The sequence below is a fragment of the Pseudoduganella umbonata genome (genome assembly GCF_014192225.1).
In the GTDB taxonomy this organism is placed as follows: Bacteria; Pseudomonadota; Gammaproteobacteria; order Burkholderiales; family Burkholderiaceae_D; genus Rugamonas; species Rugamonas umbonata.
On the sequence record NZ_JACHXS010000015.1, the window covers coordinates 85,339 to 101,170 of the forward strand.

At 68.0% G+C, this 15,832-nt stretch carries 10 protein-coding genes; 2 read left to right on the top strand and 8 right to left on the bottom strand.

Features of this window, described 5'->3' with window-relative positions; translation table 11 throughout:
* The first annotated feature begins 81 nt into the window (after positions 1–81).
* Positions 82–3,384, top strand: coding sequence for an EAL domain-containing protein (locus FHS02_RS28835; protein WP_137312117.1), 3,303 nt, complete (start codon positions 82–84; stop codon positions 3,382–3,384).
* On the opposite strand, the gene FHS02_RS28840 is transcribed toward FHS02_RS28835, so the two are convergent.
* Both FHS02_RS28840 and FHS02_RS28845 read right to left on the bottom strand, forming a co-directional pair.
* The gene (locus FHS02_RS28840) at positions 3,381–4,532 is read right to left on the bottom strand and encodes a metallophosphoesterase (RefSeq protein WP_137312118.1); all 1,152 of its coding nucleotides are present in this window, start codon (positions 4,530–4,532) and stop codon (positions 3,381–3,383) included. The genes FHS02_RS28835 and FHS02_RS28840 overlap by 4 nt on opposite strands.
* Positions 4,533–4,929: 397 nt before the next feature.
* The gene (locus tag FHS02_RS28845) at positions 4,930–6,027 is read right to left on the bottom strand and encodes a PEP-CTERM sorting domain-containing protein (protein WP_175424665.1); all 1,098 of its coding nucleotides are present in this window, start codon (positions 6,025–6,027) and stop codon (positions 4,930–4,932) included.
* A gap of 287 nt (positions 6,028–6,314) precedes the next feature.
* Between FHS02_RS28845 and FHS02_RS28850 the strand changes: the two genes are divergently transcribed.
* The gene (locus FHS02_RS28850; RefSeq protein WP_137312120.1) at positions 6,315–7,655 is read left to right on the top strand and encodes an alpha/beta fold hydrolase; all 1,341 of its coding nucleotides are present in this window, start codon (positions 6,315–6,317) and stop codon (positions 7,653–7,655) included.
* Between the two features lie 12 nt (positions 7,656–7,667).
* Here the strand turns inward: FHS02_RS28850 and eutC are convergent, their stop codons facing one another.
* From eutC to FHS02_RS28880, 6 genes are all read right to left on the bottom strand, one after another.
* Positions 7,668–8,486 (bottom strand): ethanolamine ammonia-lyase subunit EutC, encoded by an 819-nt coding sequence (eutC, locus tag FHS02_RS28855; protein WP_137312121.1) that lies wholly within the window; start codon positions 8,484–8,486, stop codon positions 7,668–7,670.
* An 11-nt stretch (positions 8,487–8,497) separates the two neighbouring features.
* On the bottom strand, positions 8,498–9,889 hold the full coding sequence (locus FHS02_RS28860) for an ethanolamine ammonia-lyase subunit EutB (RefSeq protein WP_137312122.1): 1,392 nt from the start codon (positions 9,887–9,889) through the stop codon (positions 8,498–8,500).
* Positions 9,882–11,279, bottom strand: a complete 1,398-nt coding sequence (gene eat / locus FHS02_RS28865; protein ID WP_137312123.1) for an ethanolamine permease — start codon at positions 11,277–11,279, stop codon at positions 9,882–9,884. Before eat ends, FHS02_RS28860 begins: the two co-directional genes overlap by 8 nt.
* Before the next feature lie 175 nt (positions 11,280–11,454).
* Positions 11,455–12,834 carry a sigma-54-dependent transcriptional regulator gene (locus tag FHS02_RS28870; RefSeq protein ID WP_307722184.1) on the bottom strand — a complete coding sequence of 460 codons (1,380 nt, stop codon included), beginning with the start codon at positions 12,832–12,834 and terminating at the stop codon, positions 11,455–11,457.
* Positions 12,831–14,786, bottom strand: a complete 1,956-nt coding sequence (locus FHS02_RS28875) for a sensor histidine kinase (protein ID WP_229422462.1) — start codon at positions 14,784–14,786, stop codon at positions 12,831–12,833. The genes FHS02_RS28870 and FHS02_RS28875 overlap by 4 nt, the downstream gene beginning before the upstream one ends.
* A 35-nt stretch (positions 14,787–14,821) precedes the next feature.
* The gene (locus tag FHS02_RS28880) at positions 14,822–15,820 is read right to left on the bottom strand and encodes a porin (RefSeq protein WP_137312124.1); all 999 of its coding nucleotides are present in this window, start codon (positions 15,818–15,820) and stop codon (positions 14,822–14,824) included.
* Positions 15,821–15,832 lie beyond the last annotated feature (12 nt).

Here is a 15,832-nt window from a genome sequence, read left to right on the forward strand (position 1 = left end):
GACGGACCGCCCGGGCCGCGAAGCCTGCCGTCCGTGGCGAAACCCGGGGATGTGTTACTTTCGGTTCCCCGCCGAGGAGGTATGCCCATCATCGTGTTCATCGCCCGCGCCCTGCTGGCAACGTTTCTGCTGCTGCCGCTGCTGCCACCGTCCGCCGTGGCGGGGGCGCCGTTGCGCGTGGCACTGGACCAGAACTATCCGCCGTTCGTCTTTCGCAACGCCGACGGACAGCTGGAGGGCTATTCGATCGATATCTGGCGCCTGTGGGAGCAGCGGACCGGCGTCAAGGTCGAGCTGCACGCGGTCGACTGGCCGCGCGTGCAGCCGCTGCTGGAAAATGGCCAGGTCGACGTGGCCGATACCATCTTCCATACCGCAGCGCGGGCACGGCGCTACGATTATTCGGCACCGTACGCGTCGGTCGCCACGTCGATCTATGCCGATACCTCGATTGCCGGCCTGCGCGACAGTACCAGCCTGAGCGGCTTCCAGGTGGCGGTACAGGCGGGCGATGCCTGCGTGGATCGCCTGCGCGCCATCAGCGGCGTCAGCGTGCGCGTCTTCCCCACGTACGCCAGCCTGCTCGACGCGCTGTCCGGGCGCGGCGTCAGGCTGTTCTGCAAGGACGATTACGCGGCCAACTACGACCTGTACCGGCTGGACCTGAACGATACCTATGCCAAGGCGTTCGAGCTGGGCCGCGACGAACTGCACCGCGCGGTGCGCAAGGGCGACACCGCCACGTTCGCGCTGGTCGAGCGCGGCATGGCCCAGATCACGCCCGCCGAAACCGCCGCGCTGCGCGACAAGTGGATGGCGCGCCCGCTGGGCTTCGCCCGCTATGCCCGGCCGCTGGTGGAGGGAATGACCGTGCTGGGCGGCGTGGTGCTGCTGCTGGCGGCATGGCTGCTGTCGATGCGCAGGGCGGTGCGCATGCGTACCAGGGAACTCGAAACCGAGAAGGCCCAGCTGCGCACCCTGGTGGAAAGCAGCACGGACGTGATCTGGCTGAAGGATGCGGCGGGCCTGTACCAGGCCTGCAACCAGCGCCTGCTGGCGCTGCTGGGACTGCCGCGCGAACAGGTCATCGGCAAGGACGACGTCACGCTGTTCGGGGAAGCGGCGGCCGAGCGGTATCGCCGCGACGACGTTGCCACGCTGCTGGCCGGGCGGGCACTGCTGTCCGAGGACGAGGTGGCGATACCGGGCGAGGCCGGCGACCGGGTGTTCGAGACGATCAAGACACCGGTCCTCAAGCCGGACGGCACGGTATTGGGCGTGCTGGGCGTGGCGCGCGACATGACCGAGCGGCGCCAGCGCGAACGCACGATCCGCGAGCAGGAGCGCCTGCTCCAGGAAATGAGCGCGCTGGCCAGCATCGGTGCCTGGGAACTGGCGCCGGCCACCGGCGTGTTCCAGTGGACCGGCGAGGTGGCACGGATCTACGGCACCGCGCCCGGCCAGCCGCTCACGCTCGAGCACTGCCTGGCCTGCCGCGGCGAGGAAGAACGGCTGCAGGCCGGGCGCGCGCTCGATGCTGCCGCCACCCACGGCACGCCGTTCGACCTGGAGCTGGACATCGATACCGGCGCCGGCCGCAAATGGGTGCGCATCCTGTGCAGCCCCGTACTCGAGGATGGCCGGGTGGCGATACTGCGCGGTACCGTGCAGGACGTTACCCACCGGCGCAACCTGGAAGAGTCGATGCGCATGGCGAACCTGATCTACCAGACCAGCCTCGAAGCGATCGTCGTCACCGATGAGGCCAACCGGATCGTCGACGCCAATCCGGCCTTCCTGGCGCAGGCCGGGCGTGACCTTGCCGAGGCGACGCTGGCCGAAGTGACAGGCACCCGCCCGCGGCTGTTCGAGTCGAGCACGCACGACAACGGCTTCTATGCCCGCATGGAACAGCAACTGAAGGACAGCGGGCACTGGCAGGGCGAAGTCCACGACCGCGACGGCGCGGGCGCCTCCACGGCCAAGTTCGTCGATATCCGCGTGATCCGGCGGCCGGACGGGCGCATCTATCGCCATGTCATCCAGTTCCACGATATCAGCGCGCAGAAACAGAAGGACGAACTGCTGTGGCGGCAGACCAACTTCGATACGCTGACTGGCCTGCCGAACCGCCGCCTGTTCCTCGACCGCCTGGAGCAGGACATCAGGAAGGCGCATGGCGCCGGCGCGGGGCTCGGCGTGCTGCTGCTCGACCTGGACCGCTTCAAGGACATCAACGACAGCTTCGGCCATGCCAGGGGCGACGCCGCGCTCGTCGAGCTCACCCGGCGCGTGGCCGGCTGCGTTCCGGAAGACGCCACGATGGGGCGGCTGGGCGGCGACTCGTTTGCCCTGGTGACCGGCGAATTCGACCGGCGCCCGCACCTGGAGGCGATTGCGCAGGCCGCGATCGAGGCCGTCGCGGCGCCGCTTCGCCTCGGCCCCGCCGACATGGCCTACGTGACCGCCAGCGTCGGCATCAGCGTCTATCCGGACGACGGCACGGATGCCGCCGAACTGGTCAAAAATGCCGAGCACGCGATGCGCCTGTCCAAGCAGGCCGGGCGTGGCCGGTTCCAGTACTTCACGCCATCGCTGCAGCGGCAGGCCCATGCCAAGCTGATGCTGACGAACGAACTGCGCGAGGCATTGGCGCGCCAGCAGCTGCACGTGTATTACCAGCCGATCGTCGAGGTCGCGACGGGCGGCATCCACAAGGCCGAGACGCTGCTGCGCTGGCGCCATCCGGAGCGGGGCATGATCAGCCCGGCGCAGTTCATCCCGCTGGCGGAAGAATCCGGCCTGATCGCCGAGATCGGCGACTGGGTACTGGGCGAGGCCATCGCCAGCATCCGGCGCTGGCAGCGCATGTACGGCCGCGTGATCGAACTGAGCGTAAATATCTCGCCGACGCAGTTCGACCAGCGCGGGCCGCTGTCGTGGCTCGACCGGCTGGTGGCGGCGGACCTGCCGCATCACAGCCTCACCGTGGAGATCACCGAGGGCGTGCTGGTCAACGATACGGCGCAGGTGGCGCGCTGCCTCGGCAGGCTGCATGCGGCCGGGGCAAGGGTGTCGATCGACGACTTCGGCACAGGCTTTTCCGCGCTGTCGTACCTGAAGCAGTTCGACGTCGACTACCTGAAGATCGACAAGTCGTTCATCGACAACCTGGCCAGCGACAGCAGCGACAGGGCGCTGACCGAGGCGATCGTCGACCTCGCGCACCGGCTCGGCATCGAAGCGATCGCCGAGGGGGTCGAGAACGGCGCCCAGCGCGATGCGCTGGCCGCCATCGGGTGCGACTACATCCAGGGGTATTTCTACTCGCAGGCGGTGCCCCGCGAGGCGTTCGAGGGGCTGCTGGAGGGGCAGGCGGCCTAGCTTTCCTGGCTCGCCCCCTGGCCCGCCGGCTTCATCGTGCGCAGCGTGATGAGGGTGATGTCGGAAGGCCGGCCCAGGCGGATCGGGAAGCCCGGCCATAGCCCCGCGCCGTTGCTCACGTAGAGCGTGGTTGCGCCGACCGCATAGCGGCCGGACACGAAGCCCTGGTTGAAGCGGGCAATGATCCAGTCGAGGCCGCGGGCATGCCCGCCATGCGTGTGCCCGGACAGCTGCAGGTCGACGCCCAGCGGCTGGTTGCGCAGCACGTTCCCCGGCCGGTGATCCAGCAGCACGACCGGCAGGCCGGCCGGCTTGCCGGCGAGGGCCTTGGCCGTGTCGGGAACCGGCTGGCCGTGCCGTTCGGCCATCATGTCGGGCACGCCGGCCAGCACGAGGCCCTGCCGGATGACCACGTGCCGGTTCTCCAGCATGTCGATGCCCAGCTCGTCGAACCGGCGCATCCACGCCGCATACTCGGCATAGTATTCGTGGTTGCCCGCCACGGCGAACACGCCGTCCTTTGCCGACAGCTGCGCCAGCGGCGCCACATCGGCACTGCGGGCCGCCGTCGTGCCGTCGACCAGGTCGCCCGAGATGACGATCAGGTCCGGCGCCACCGCGTTGGTGGCCGCGACCACCGCCTTCGCCCACGGCTCCTGCAGTAGCCGGCTCAGGTGCAGGTCGGTCAGATGCGCAACCTGGTAGCCGTCGAGTTCCGCCGGCAATCCCGCCAGCGCGACCTCCATGCGCTTGATGGCCGGCACCTTGATCGCCTGCGCCACGCCGATGCCCGCCAGTACCAGACTCACGGCGAGGAAGACGTGCGGCGCGGTCCTGTTGCGCAGGATGGCTTGCCCGGTGGCGCGCGAAGGCAGCCAGGCGGCCAGGCCGGCCAGGTCCCTGAGCAGCAGCAGGACAGCCGTCAGTACCAGCGTACCATGGGCCACGCTCACGCCGATCAGCGCGGCGCGGGGAATTTCCGGCGACGCAATGGTGGTGCCGAACAGGCGGCTGACGAGCCAGTGGTGTTCGAGCAGCGCCATCAGCAGGACCGCCAGAGCGATCCTGCCGGCGACGCCGAGTTGCAGTCTCCATACATAACGCCAGGCCAGGTACGAGCCGAGGACAAGAGCGACGATTGGCAGCACGGGTATTTCCTTGATGTCGTTCGATGGCCTGGCGTACCGCGTGGTACGCCAGGCCGGTGGGAGTGAGCGCGGAACCGGCCGATCCTCCAGGATCCGGCCGGCCGCCACGGCGGTCGGTGTGCGGCCAGGATTGCGAAGGCCTGGCGGCGCGGGCGACAGCGTAGCATGATTGAAGCAGGCTCGCTCAGCAGCGGGGTGCCTGGCGAAGTGCACCCAATGCCCTATGCGGGCAGCGAAACGCAGGCGCGCACGGGCGACGGGTGGAGAGCGGGCAGGTCGAGGACTGGTTTCGGCCGCGTTGCGCGGTCAGCGCCCTACAGCAAGAATACCTGGCGTGGTATGTGAAGAAATTCCTGATAACGACATGATCTTGGGGCTTGTCACGCCTCGGCCGCATTTACCTGTGATGCAGCCTCCCGGCGAAGAGAACACTCAGGCCTGCCAGCAGCAGCAGGACAGTCGATGGCTCGGGCACTGGCGGCGGGTCCGGCACCAGGCCGAGCGGGTCCAGCAGCAGCACGCCGCACTCCGTAAGCATCGCCTTGCAACCGTGGGCAACGATCTGGCCCGCGTTGTTGATGTCAAACGCGCTATCGATGCTCCATCCCGACGCCGGGTCGATCAACTGGTTCAGCTGCGCAACGCGGCCATCGGTCCAGATCCAGCCTGGTCCCGATCCGGTTCCCACTACCTGGCCGAGGTCATTCAATCCGAAGGCAGTCGTGGAGTAAGCGAACCCGGGAGTAAGGTCGATCGCTTCGCCATCTCTCCACATGACTGCATGCCCATATGCGTCGCCTGAAAAATTCGACCCTCCAACCACTGTGCCGGCAGAATCGATATCGTGGACACTGTTCACTGTCCCGCCAAGGCCGGGCAGATAGGTGAACTGCCCGTCATGATAGGTAAACGCAGTGAAGACACCGGTCCTGTTCCCACGCTGCGAACCGGCAATCGAGCCGCTATCGTTAATGGCGTGGAAGCCTATGCCGTCCCACGAATTCTCCGCGCCGACCGTCGTCAAGGTGCCGTTGTTGTAGATGAATGCTTTTTCCGGGCCCGCGACCGTGCCGAATTCGCCGACAGCGGTCCCGCTGTTGTTGACGTAGTGGGCCAGGCTATAGCTGGGAAATGCTGCGCCGATATTGACGTAGGTGCCGTTGGCATTCGCGATATAGGCCCCCGCGCTCAGGGATGATGGGTCGATCTGGTATTCGACTTGCCCGACAACCGTTCCGGCATCGTTGATGCCGGAGACTGCCGGTTTCCCGGCTATCGGGATGTCCAGGAATCTCCGCTGGCCGGGTGAAGTCCAGACGAACGCGCGATCGGGGCTTCTTTGCGTGGCGGCTATCGCCCCGCTGCTGTTGATGTATGCCTCGAAGCCGGTTCCGCCCACCAGCGGTGTGATTGCGTATCGATGGAAGACGGGAGGCTCTTCGGCATGCGCTACCGCGGCAGCCAGTGCGAGACCAAGGCAAACGATCGTTTTCATCGGCATCTCCGTTGGCGCAGGCTGTCAGGTTGCCCGCTGCATCTCAGGATAGGCAATCTGCTTCCCAAAGCAAGCGACAATGAGTGAAGTTGCAGGCACTCGGCGAATCAGCGATGTTGTCCGGCTGCCGGGTTCCTGGCGCCGGCCCGGTTCGGGCATGTGTGGCGCCCGGCCGCAAGAATGCATCCGCAGACATGTCTTTTTCCTATCGTCGTGTTATCGTTATTCGGCGCCATCCCGCGACGGGAGCGGCACCCTGATAGCCACCGGACTAACGAGGGGACACCATGCTGCAGACCAGGCGCGTCATTTCACTGCTGTTGCTGCCCCTCGCGATCGGCCTTGAAGGCTGCGGCGGCGACGACGGCGACCAGGGCGTCCCGGGAGAGCAGGGTGCCCCAGGTGCCCCCGGCGCCAATGCCGATGCCATCGCCACCATCGGCGAAGGCGCCATCATCATCGATGGCGCGGCCCCCGGCGATCCGAAGGAAAGCATCTATGTCCGCAAGGCCGGCCATGGCCCGAAGGTCATTGTGCTGGTACCCGGCAATAACACGTCGGGCGCCACCTTCGACGGCATGATGGGCTTCTTCCGTTCCGTCGACGCGCTCAATGACGCCTATACCGTGTATGCCTTCGACTACCGCGGCAGCGGCAAGTCGAGCTACAACACGAAAATCACGTCGCTGAAGGACTTCGCCGCCGATTTCGAAAAGGTGATGAACAAGATCGCCAACTTGCCGGCCTCCGGTGTCACGCTGGTCGGCTACTCGATGGGTTTCGGCGCCGCGCTGGAGATGGTCATCGCCAATCCGGGGCGGTACGCCAATGTCGTCAGCCTGGCGGGGATCGGCACGCGCGGTGTCCGCGTCGGCTTTAACGCGGGCCAGGCCGGCACCGATTCGACCGGGCATGCATGGGCGAACGGCGACTGGGTCACCGTTGCAAACGATGCTGCCGGCATTGCCGGCACCGGGTTCCAGCAGCGTTCCTGGCAGGGCGACCAGCGCACCTACGCCAACGTGCAGGCCACCTGGGACGCGGTGGTCTACAACGACGTGCTGAAATACGATATCAGCAAGGCCTTCACGCCCGCGGCGGTCACCGATCCCACGTTCCGCGCCTCGCCGAACTACAACGGTTCACTGCTCGACGGCTTCACTATCCAGTACATGCCGGAATCGCTGTACTACTCGCATAAATTCAACGTCTCGCCCGTCGACGTCGTCAAGCCCGCACCCAATGCCGACGGCACCGTGGTCACCATCCCGGGCGACGGCCGCCTAGGCGCGCTGTTCAACGGCAAGCGCGCCATGCTGGTGAAGGCCACCACCGATTTTGCCGCCTGGCGCGGCGACCAGGTCATCTACGACAACTACACGGCCACCTCGAAATACGATCTCAAGCGCGCGGGCGCCGATGTGACCGCCGTGATGATCAACCCGAACCAGGGCTTCGACCACGGCTTTCCGGTCGCGCGGCCGCTGGAAACGGTGCGGCTGATCGATGCCTTCATCAAGGGCGATGTCTCGGCGCCCGGTGCGACGAGTGCGCTGGGCGGCGCCGGCGTCGCCGTGTATCCGAATGGGGAAACCGCCTGGGAAACCGATACCTTCACCGGTTTCTGACGCCGCACGCACTCACAGTAAAAACTTCCCGTTCCCTTCCTGTGGCAGCACCGCCGGGCCGCCGCTCTCGTCCTTCAGGCCGATCCCGGTCAGCTGCCGCCGGCGCGCCTCCGCCAGCAGGTAGTGCAGCCGGCCCGCCGCTTCCTCGTAGCGCTGCCCGGCCGGCCGCACGTTGGAGATGCAGTTGCGCCGTTCGTCGGTCAGGCCCACCGCCGGCGCCCACGTGATGTACAGGCCCATGCTGTCCGGCGAACTCAGGCCCGGCCGCTCGCCGATCAGCACGACGGCGATCTTCGCGCCCAGCAGTTCGCCGACCTCGTCGCCGACCGCCACGCGCCCTTGCAGCACGATCGATGGCGGTGCCACCGACCAGGTTTCATCCCGCAGCCGTTCGCGCAGCACCGCGAGGAAGGGTGCCGCGTGCTGCGCGACGGCCAGCGCGGAGAGGCCGTCCGCCACCACGAACGCCACGTCGAAGGGCCGTGCGGCGGCCTGCCTGCCAGTCAACGATGCACGGGAAGCCGTGGCACGGGAAACTGCGTCCAGCCTGCGGCCGAGATCGGGCCGCTGCAGGTAGACGTGGCGGTTCTCCGCCGCGCTGTGCAGCGTCAGGCAGGGGGCCGCTTCCGGCCACGCCGTCTCGATGGCCCGAGCCAGCGCTCCGGCATCCAGCGCGAGGTGGACTGCATCGCGGGCGCGCGCATGGGCCAGCTGGAAGTCGAGCTGGGCAGAGGTTGGCTGGCTGACGCCCGTGTGGCCCAGTGCGATGCGCGCGGCGGTGAAACGGCGCAGCGCCTGCCAGGGATCGGGCTTGCCGATGGGGTCCGACATGACAGGCTCCTTCACGAAAGCTGCAGCAGGGCGCGCTGGAACGGCGCGGGCAGCGTGCGGCCCAGGCTCACTTCGGCGTCGCCCTCGAAAATACCCATGTCGCGCAGCCAGCGGTCGAATTCCGGCGCCGGCCGCAGCCCGAACGCGCGGCGCGCGTACAGCGCATCGTGGAACGACGTGGTCTGGTAGTTCAGCATGATGTCGTCCGCGCCGGGAATGCCCATCACGAACGTGCAGCCGGCCGTGGCCAGCATCGTCAGCAGCACGTCCATGTCGTCCTGGTCGGCTTCGGCGTGGTTCGTGTAGCACACGTCGCAGCCCATCGGCAGGCCCAGCAGCTTGCCGCAGAAGTGGTCTTCCAGGCCCGCGCGCGTGATCTGCTTGCCGTCGTACAGGTATTCCGGGCCCATGAAGCCGACCACCGTATTCACCAGCAGCGGCTCGAAGCTGCGCGCCACGGCGTAGGCGCGCGCCTCGCAGGTCTGCTGGTCCAGCCCGTGGTTGGCGCCGGCCGACAGGGCGCTGCCCTGACCGGTTTCGAAGTACATCACATTGTTGCCCACGGTGCCGCGCCCCAGGGAGAGCGCGGCGGCGCGGGCTTCGCCCAGCAGCGCGAGGTCGATGCCGAAGCTGGCGTTGGCCGCCTGCGTGCCGGCGATCGACTGGAACACCAGGTCGACCGGCGCACCCCGTTCGATGGCGGCGATGGTGTTCGTCACATGCGTCAGCACGCACGACTGGGTAGGGATGGCGTGGCGGGCGATGATCTCGTCGAGCATCCGCACCAGGTGGATCACCTGGGGCACGTTGTCCGTGGCCGGGTTGATGCCGATGACGGCGTCGCCGCTGCCGTACAGCAAGCCGTCGAACAGGCTGGCGGCGATGCCGGAAGCGTCGTCCGTCGGATGGTTCGGCTGCAGCCGCGTCGACAGCGTTCCGGGCAGCCCGATGGTATTGCGAAAGCGCGTCACGGGCCGGCACTTGCGCGCCACCAGCACCAGGTCCTGGATGCGCATGATCTTCGAGACGGCGGCCGCCATCTCGGGCGTGATGCCCGGCGCGAGCCGCGCCAGCGCGGCCGTATCGGCGTCGTCGCCCAGCAGCCAGTTGCGGAAGTCGCCCACCGTCAGGTGCCGCACGGGCGAGAAGGCGGCGGCATCGTGCCCGTCGACGATCAGGCGTGTGACCTCGTCCGTTTCGTAGGGCACCACGGCCTCGTTCAGGAAAGCGGTCAGCGGCAGGTCGGCGACGGCCATCTGGGCCGCCACGCGCTCCTCGGCGCTGCCGGCTGCGACACCGGCCAGGAAGTCGCCCGAGCGTGCCGGCGTGGCCCGCGCCAGCAGCTCGCGCAGGCCGGCGAACCGGTAGGTCCTGGCGCCGACGGTATGGGAATATTCAGGCATGGTGCGAGCCTCCGGCTGGCGGGGAAGAGGGGAGCGCGGCGCGTTTGTCGCGGCTCAGCAGGAACACCACGTAGCCGGCCGCCAGCAGGCCGACGTACACGCAGAAGATCGGGAAATTGTAGTACACCATGGTCACCAGGCAGACGACCGCCGCGGCGACAGCGAAAGCCGGTACCCACGGATAGCCCGGCGCGCGCCATGGCCGCACCATGTCCGGCTCGGTGCGGCGCAGCTTGAAGAGACTGAGCATGCTGACGATGTACATCGTGATGGCGCCGAACACGGACATGGTGACGATATTGGCCGTCAGCGTCTGGCCGCCGAAGTTCACCCACCCATCGCTGAAGATGGCGACGATGCCGACCACGCCGCCGGCCAGCACGGCCAGGTGCGGCGTGCGAAAGCGCGGGTGGATGCGTGCGAGGCCACGCGGCAAGAAACCTTCGCGCGCCAGCGCGAAGACCTGCCGCGAGTAGCCCAGGATGATGGCATGGAACGAGGCGACCAGGCCGAACAGGCCGAGCCAGACGAGCATGTGCAGCCAGCCGCTGTCGCCGCCCACCACGGCCTTCATCGCCTGCGGCAGCGGATCGTTGATGTTGGCGAGTTTCGTCCAGTCTCCCACGCCGCCGGCGAACACCATCACGCCGATGGCCAGCGCCACCAGGGTGAGGATGCCGGCCACGTAGGCGATGGGAATCGAGCGGCGCGGGTCCTTTGCTTCCTCGGCCGCCATCGCGACGCCCTCGATCGCCAGGAAAAACCAGATCGCGAACGGGATCGCCGCCAGCATGCCGGGAATGGCCGCCGTTGTGAACGCGTCCTGCCCGGCCCAGCCGCCGCGCGTGAAATTGGCCAGCGAGAAGCCGGGCGAGACGACGCCCATGAAGACCAGCAGCTCGCCGATCGCGACGACGGTGATGAACAGTTCGAATGTCGCGGCCAATTGCACCCCGGCGATATTCAGCGTCATGAACACGAGGTAGGCGCCGACCGCCACCCACTTCGGATCGAGCCCGGGAAACTGCACGTTCAGGTAGGAGCCGATCGCCAGCGCGATGGCCGGCGGCGCGAACACGAATTCGACCAGCGTCGCCGCGCCGGCGAGATAGCCGCCCGTGGCGCCGAACGCCCGCTTGCTGTAGGCGAAGGGGCCGCCCGCCTGCGGGATGGCGGTGGTCAGCTCCGTGAAGCTGAAGATGAAGCAGGCGTACATCAGCGCCACAAAGATCGCCGTCACCGTGAAGCCCAGCGTGCCGGCGGAAGCCCAGCCATAGCTCCAGCCGAAATATTCGCCCGAGATCACCAGCCCCACGGCGATGCCCCACAGCTGGACGGTGCCGAGTGTCTGCCTGAGCGCCGGGGCGCCTTGTGTGCCTGCCGTGTTCATGGTCTTCTCCTGGTCAAGGTACAGCATCGGGGTGCGTGTCTAAATCAGGCAACAGTCAGGCAAGAATCATGCAAGGGGCACGGAAGCTGCTCAGCGGGTGTGGCGCCACGCGGGCGGCCCGGCCAGTGTCCCATGGTGCGGCATCGCTGCACTACGTTGGCGCGCTGGAGGATCCCTACCGGTAATCTTCGGCCACCAGCCCGTACTTCTGCATCTTGTGATACATGGTCTGCTTGGGCAAGCCCAGCGCGGCGCACGCGACGCTGACGTTGCCGCCGGCGTTGCGCAGCTCGACCTCGATCAGCGCGCGTTCGAACGCACCGACCTGGTCCGCCAGCGGGGCTGGGGGCGTGCCGGCGGCCGCACCCGCCGCAATACCGGGCAGGGCGCCCTGCAGGCCCAGCACGTAGCGGTCGGCGGCGTTGCGCAGCTCGCGCACGTTGCCCGGCCAGTCGTGCCGCATCAGCGCCTGCATGTGCGCCGCCGGCACGGACGGCACGTCGCGCCGGTAGCGGCCCGCGGCATCCAGCATGAAATGCTCGAACAGCAGCGGGATGTCCTCGCGCCGTTCGCGCAGCGGCGGGATGCGCAGCACGATCAGGTTCAGGCGGTAGTACAGGTCGGGCCGGAACTGGCCCGTTTTCACGAGCTCCTGCAGGTCCGCCTTCGACGCGGCGATCACGCGCACGTCCACCGGCAGCGGCTGGACCGATCCCAGTCGTTCGACCAGGCGTTCCTGCAGCACGCGCAGCAGCTTGACCTGCATCGCCAGCGGCAGGCTCTCGATCTCGTCGAGGAACAGCGTGCCTTTCGACGCGTGCTCGATCTTGCCCGTCTGGCGCTTCGCCGCGCCGGTGAACGCGCCTGCTTCATGGCCGAACAGTTCGCTCTCGAAAATCGTTTCCGGGATCGCGCCGCAATTGATGGCCACGTAATGGTGGCCGGCGCGTTCGCTGAAGTCGTGCAGGCAGCGCGCCACCAGCTCCTTGCCGGTGCCCGTCTCGCCATACACCAGCACATCGGCTGGCTGGCTGGCCACGTCCAGGATCAAGCGGCGCAGTTCGCGCATTGCCGGCGCGTTGCCGAGCAGCGCGGCGTCAATGCCCTGGCTGTGGGCCAGGCGCTGGCGCAGTTCGCGCACTTCGAGCTGCAGGCGGCGCCGGTCGGCCGCGCGCCGTACCACGTCGGCCAGTTGCGCGGACGAGTAGGGTTTTTCAATGAAGTCGTAGGCGCCGTCATGCATCGCCTGCACTGCCATCGCGATGTCGCCGTGGCCGGTGACCAGGATTACCGGCAGGTCGGGATCGACGGCGCGCATGGCGGCCAGCAGCTCCAGCCCGCTCATGCCGGGCAGCCGTACGTCGCTCACCAGCACGGCGCGGCAGTGCGCATGCAGCAGCTCGCGTGCCGGTTCGGCGCTGTCGAAGGCGCGCACCGCGAAACCGGCCAGGTCCAGCGCCTGGGCGCTGCCTTCGCGTACCGCGGCGTCGTCCTCCACCAGGATCACGTCGATCCCGCCGGTTTCCATCGCATTCGCGTCTGTGTCGTTCATCATCGCTCCAGCGGTGCCGCCTGCAGTTCGATGACGAAGCAGGCACCGGTATCGGTTGGTTCGGCGCGCAGGCTGCCGCCGAAGTCGCGGACGATCTGTTCCGAGATCGCCAGGCCCAGCCCCAGTCCCTCGCCTTGCGGCTTGGTGGTGAAGAAGGGCTCGAACAGCCGGCCGCGGGCTTCTCCCGACAGGCCGGGACCGTTGTCGGCAACGCGGATCAGCACCGATGCCGGGGTCCGCGCCACGCTCACGGCGAGTTCGCGAGGCGCGCCGCGCTCCAGCGTGGCCAGCGCGTCGAGCGCGTTGCTCATCAGGTTCAGCAGCACCTGTTCCAGACGGTTGCTGTCGCACAGCGCGTAGATGTCGGCCGGGCCGATGTCGAAGGTGAATGCCACCTTGTCCAGCTGCATGCGGCGCTCCACCAGCACCAGCGCGTTCGAGACAGCCGTGTGGACGGAAACGGGCGCCAGCCCGGCATTGGACTTGCGCGCAAAGCTTTTCAGCTTGCCCGTGATGGTACCCATGCGCGCCACGATCTGCGAGATCTTCGCCAGGTTTTCCCGGGCTTCGGCCATGCGGCCCCGGTCGAACAGCAGCACGGCATTGTCGGCCATCGTGCGCAGCGCCGTCAGCGGCTGGTTCAGTTCATGCGTGATGCTGGCCGACATCTGGCCCAGCACGGCCATCTTGCCGGCCTGGTAAAGCTCGTTCTGCGTGCGGTGCAATTGCTGCTCGGCCTGGCGCCGCACGTCCATCTCGTCGATCAGGCTCTGCGTGGTGTGCTCCAGCCGGGCGGTGCGTTCCGCGACCATCGCCTCCAGGTTGTTGTAGGCATCCTGCAGCTGCGCCCTGGCCCGCAGGCGCTGCCGCACGTACAGGAACAGCAGCAGCAGGAAGCCGTACGCCAGGCAGGCGAACAGCATGGCCGCCCGGGCGCTGGCGCGCGCCTGGCTCAGGTCCGACAGGTAGATGAAGGTCCACTGGCGGGGTGCCAGCGAGCGGGTCTGCATCAGCAGGGGCGGCGTACCGGCCCTTGCGTCATGCCCGGCGCCGGCACCGATGGCCACCACGCGCGTGCCGCCGGCGCGCGCCTCGTCGCGAACGATGCGCAGGGGCGGCAGCGGCAGGCGGTGGTACTGGCGCGTCTGATCCAGGCGGGCGCGCACGCCGGCGGGCAGCGGGCGCAGCGTGTGGTACTTCCAGGCCGGCGCGGACGACAGGAACAGCACGCCGTTGGCGTCCGCCAGCATCACCTTGTCGGCCCCCTGCATCCAGCCGCGTTCCAGCGCTTCGATGTTCACCTTGACGACGGCCACGCCCAGCATGCGGCCGTCGCGGTGCACGCCGCGCGCATAGAAATAGCCTGGCTCGCCGCTGGTGGTGCCCACGCCGTAGAAGCCGCTCGGGCGGCCGCGCAGCGCATCCTGCAGGTAGGGCCGGAAGCCGATGTCGTCGCCGACGAAGCTGTCTTTCTGGCGCCAGTTGCTGGCCGCCAGCGTGCGGCCCTGCAGGTCGACGATATAGATGATGCGCGAACCGGCCTGCCTGCTCTGGCGTTCCAGGTAGCCGTTCATTTCCTGGCGGCGCACGGGATCTTCCGGATGCGCCAGCAGGGCTTGCACATCCTTGTCCAGCTCCAGCATGTGGGGCAGGAAGTCGTACTTGTCGAGCAGGTTTTCCAGGCTGGCCGCGTATACCTCCAGGCGCTGCGCGCCCGCCGCTCGCAGCCGTTCGGTGCTCGACTGTTCGGTCCAGCGGTAGGCTGCGAGGGCGAGGACCATGCCGCCCGCGAGAGCGGCGCACCAGCCCATTACCTTGCGCCGCGACCACCGTCGGGACGGCCGCGGGCGTGCGACGGGCAGCCGCGCGCCTGCGGCCCCGCTGGCTACCTCATTGGCCGCCGCGTTGGCCGTGTCCCTGGCCACCTCGGCAATGTTGTCGGACGGTGCTGGCATGCTGGCGACTATAGCAAATACGCCATTCCGGAGCGCTAGAACGCGTGCCGGAAGCCGAGATTGAACGCGGCGTTGCCGTTGCCGTCGTCGGTTGCGTTGCCGACCCTGAACGCGGCACCGTTGTCGTTGTCGATATGGCCGTAGGCCGTGTAGATGTCGCTGCGGCGCGACAGCGCGTACAGGTAGCCGACGCCGAACTGGCTTGCGTCGCGATGCGCCGCCGAGCCGTCGTCATGCCGGATGGCCGAGAACAGCACGCGGTGCGGCCCCGCCGCATATGCCAGGCCGAGCAGGGCGTCGCGGCTGGTCTCGCCGCCGAGCCCGCGGGCGCGAACCAGGGCCGCGTGGGCGGTGACCGCGCCCACCCTGTAGCGCGCCGCCAGCAGCGTATTGCCGATGTGGTCCGGCAGCAGCGCATCCTCGCGCCGATGGTGGCCCAGCGACACCGCCAGCGCGCCGGCGGCATAGTTCAGCGTACCGCTGAACACGCGCTTGCGGGTGCCATTGACAGCCAGGCCGCCAGGCACCTCGCCGGCGCCGTACGCCACCTCGGCCGACCATCCGGCCAGCTTCGGCGTGCCGTACACCACCGAGTTGTCGATGCGGCGGTAGCCCGCGATGATGTTCATCGCCTGGCCGGCCAGGCCGTCCGCGAACGGATCGGCCACGTCGCGCAGCACCTTGTAGTAGGGCGACAGCTGGCGGCCCGCGCTCACGCTGCCGAACGCACCCGCCAGGCCCACCCAGGCCTGGCGGCCGAACAGCACGCCGCCCTGGCCGGACGTGCCGGTATCGATGTTGATGCCGCTCTCCAGCACGAAGTTGGCGGACAGGCCGCCGCCCAGGTCTTCGGTGCCCTTGAAGCCTAGCCGGGAGCCGGACGCGACGCCGCCGGTGACGCCCGTGCGGTTGCCGCCGGGGCTGCCGTATTCGGCCACCAGGCCGGCGTCCATCACGCCGTAGACCTTGACCTGGGTTTGCGCATGGGAGGCGGCGCAGGCCAGTGCCAGCGCCGCGGTGACTGCGTGTTTCATGAAGTCTCCTTG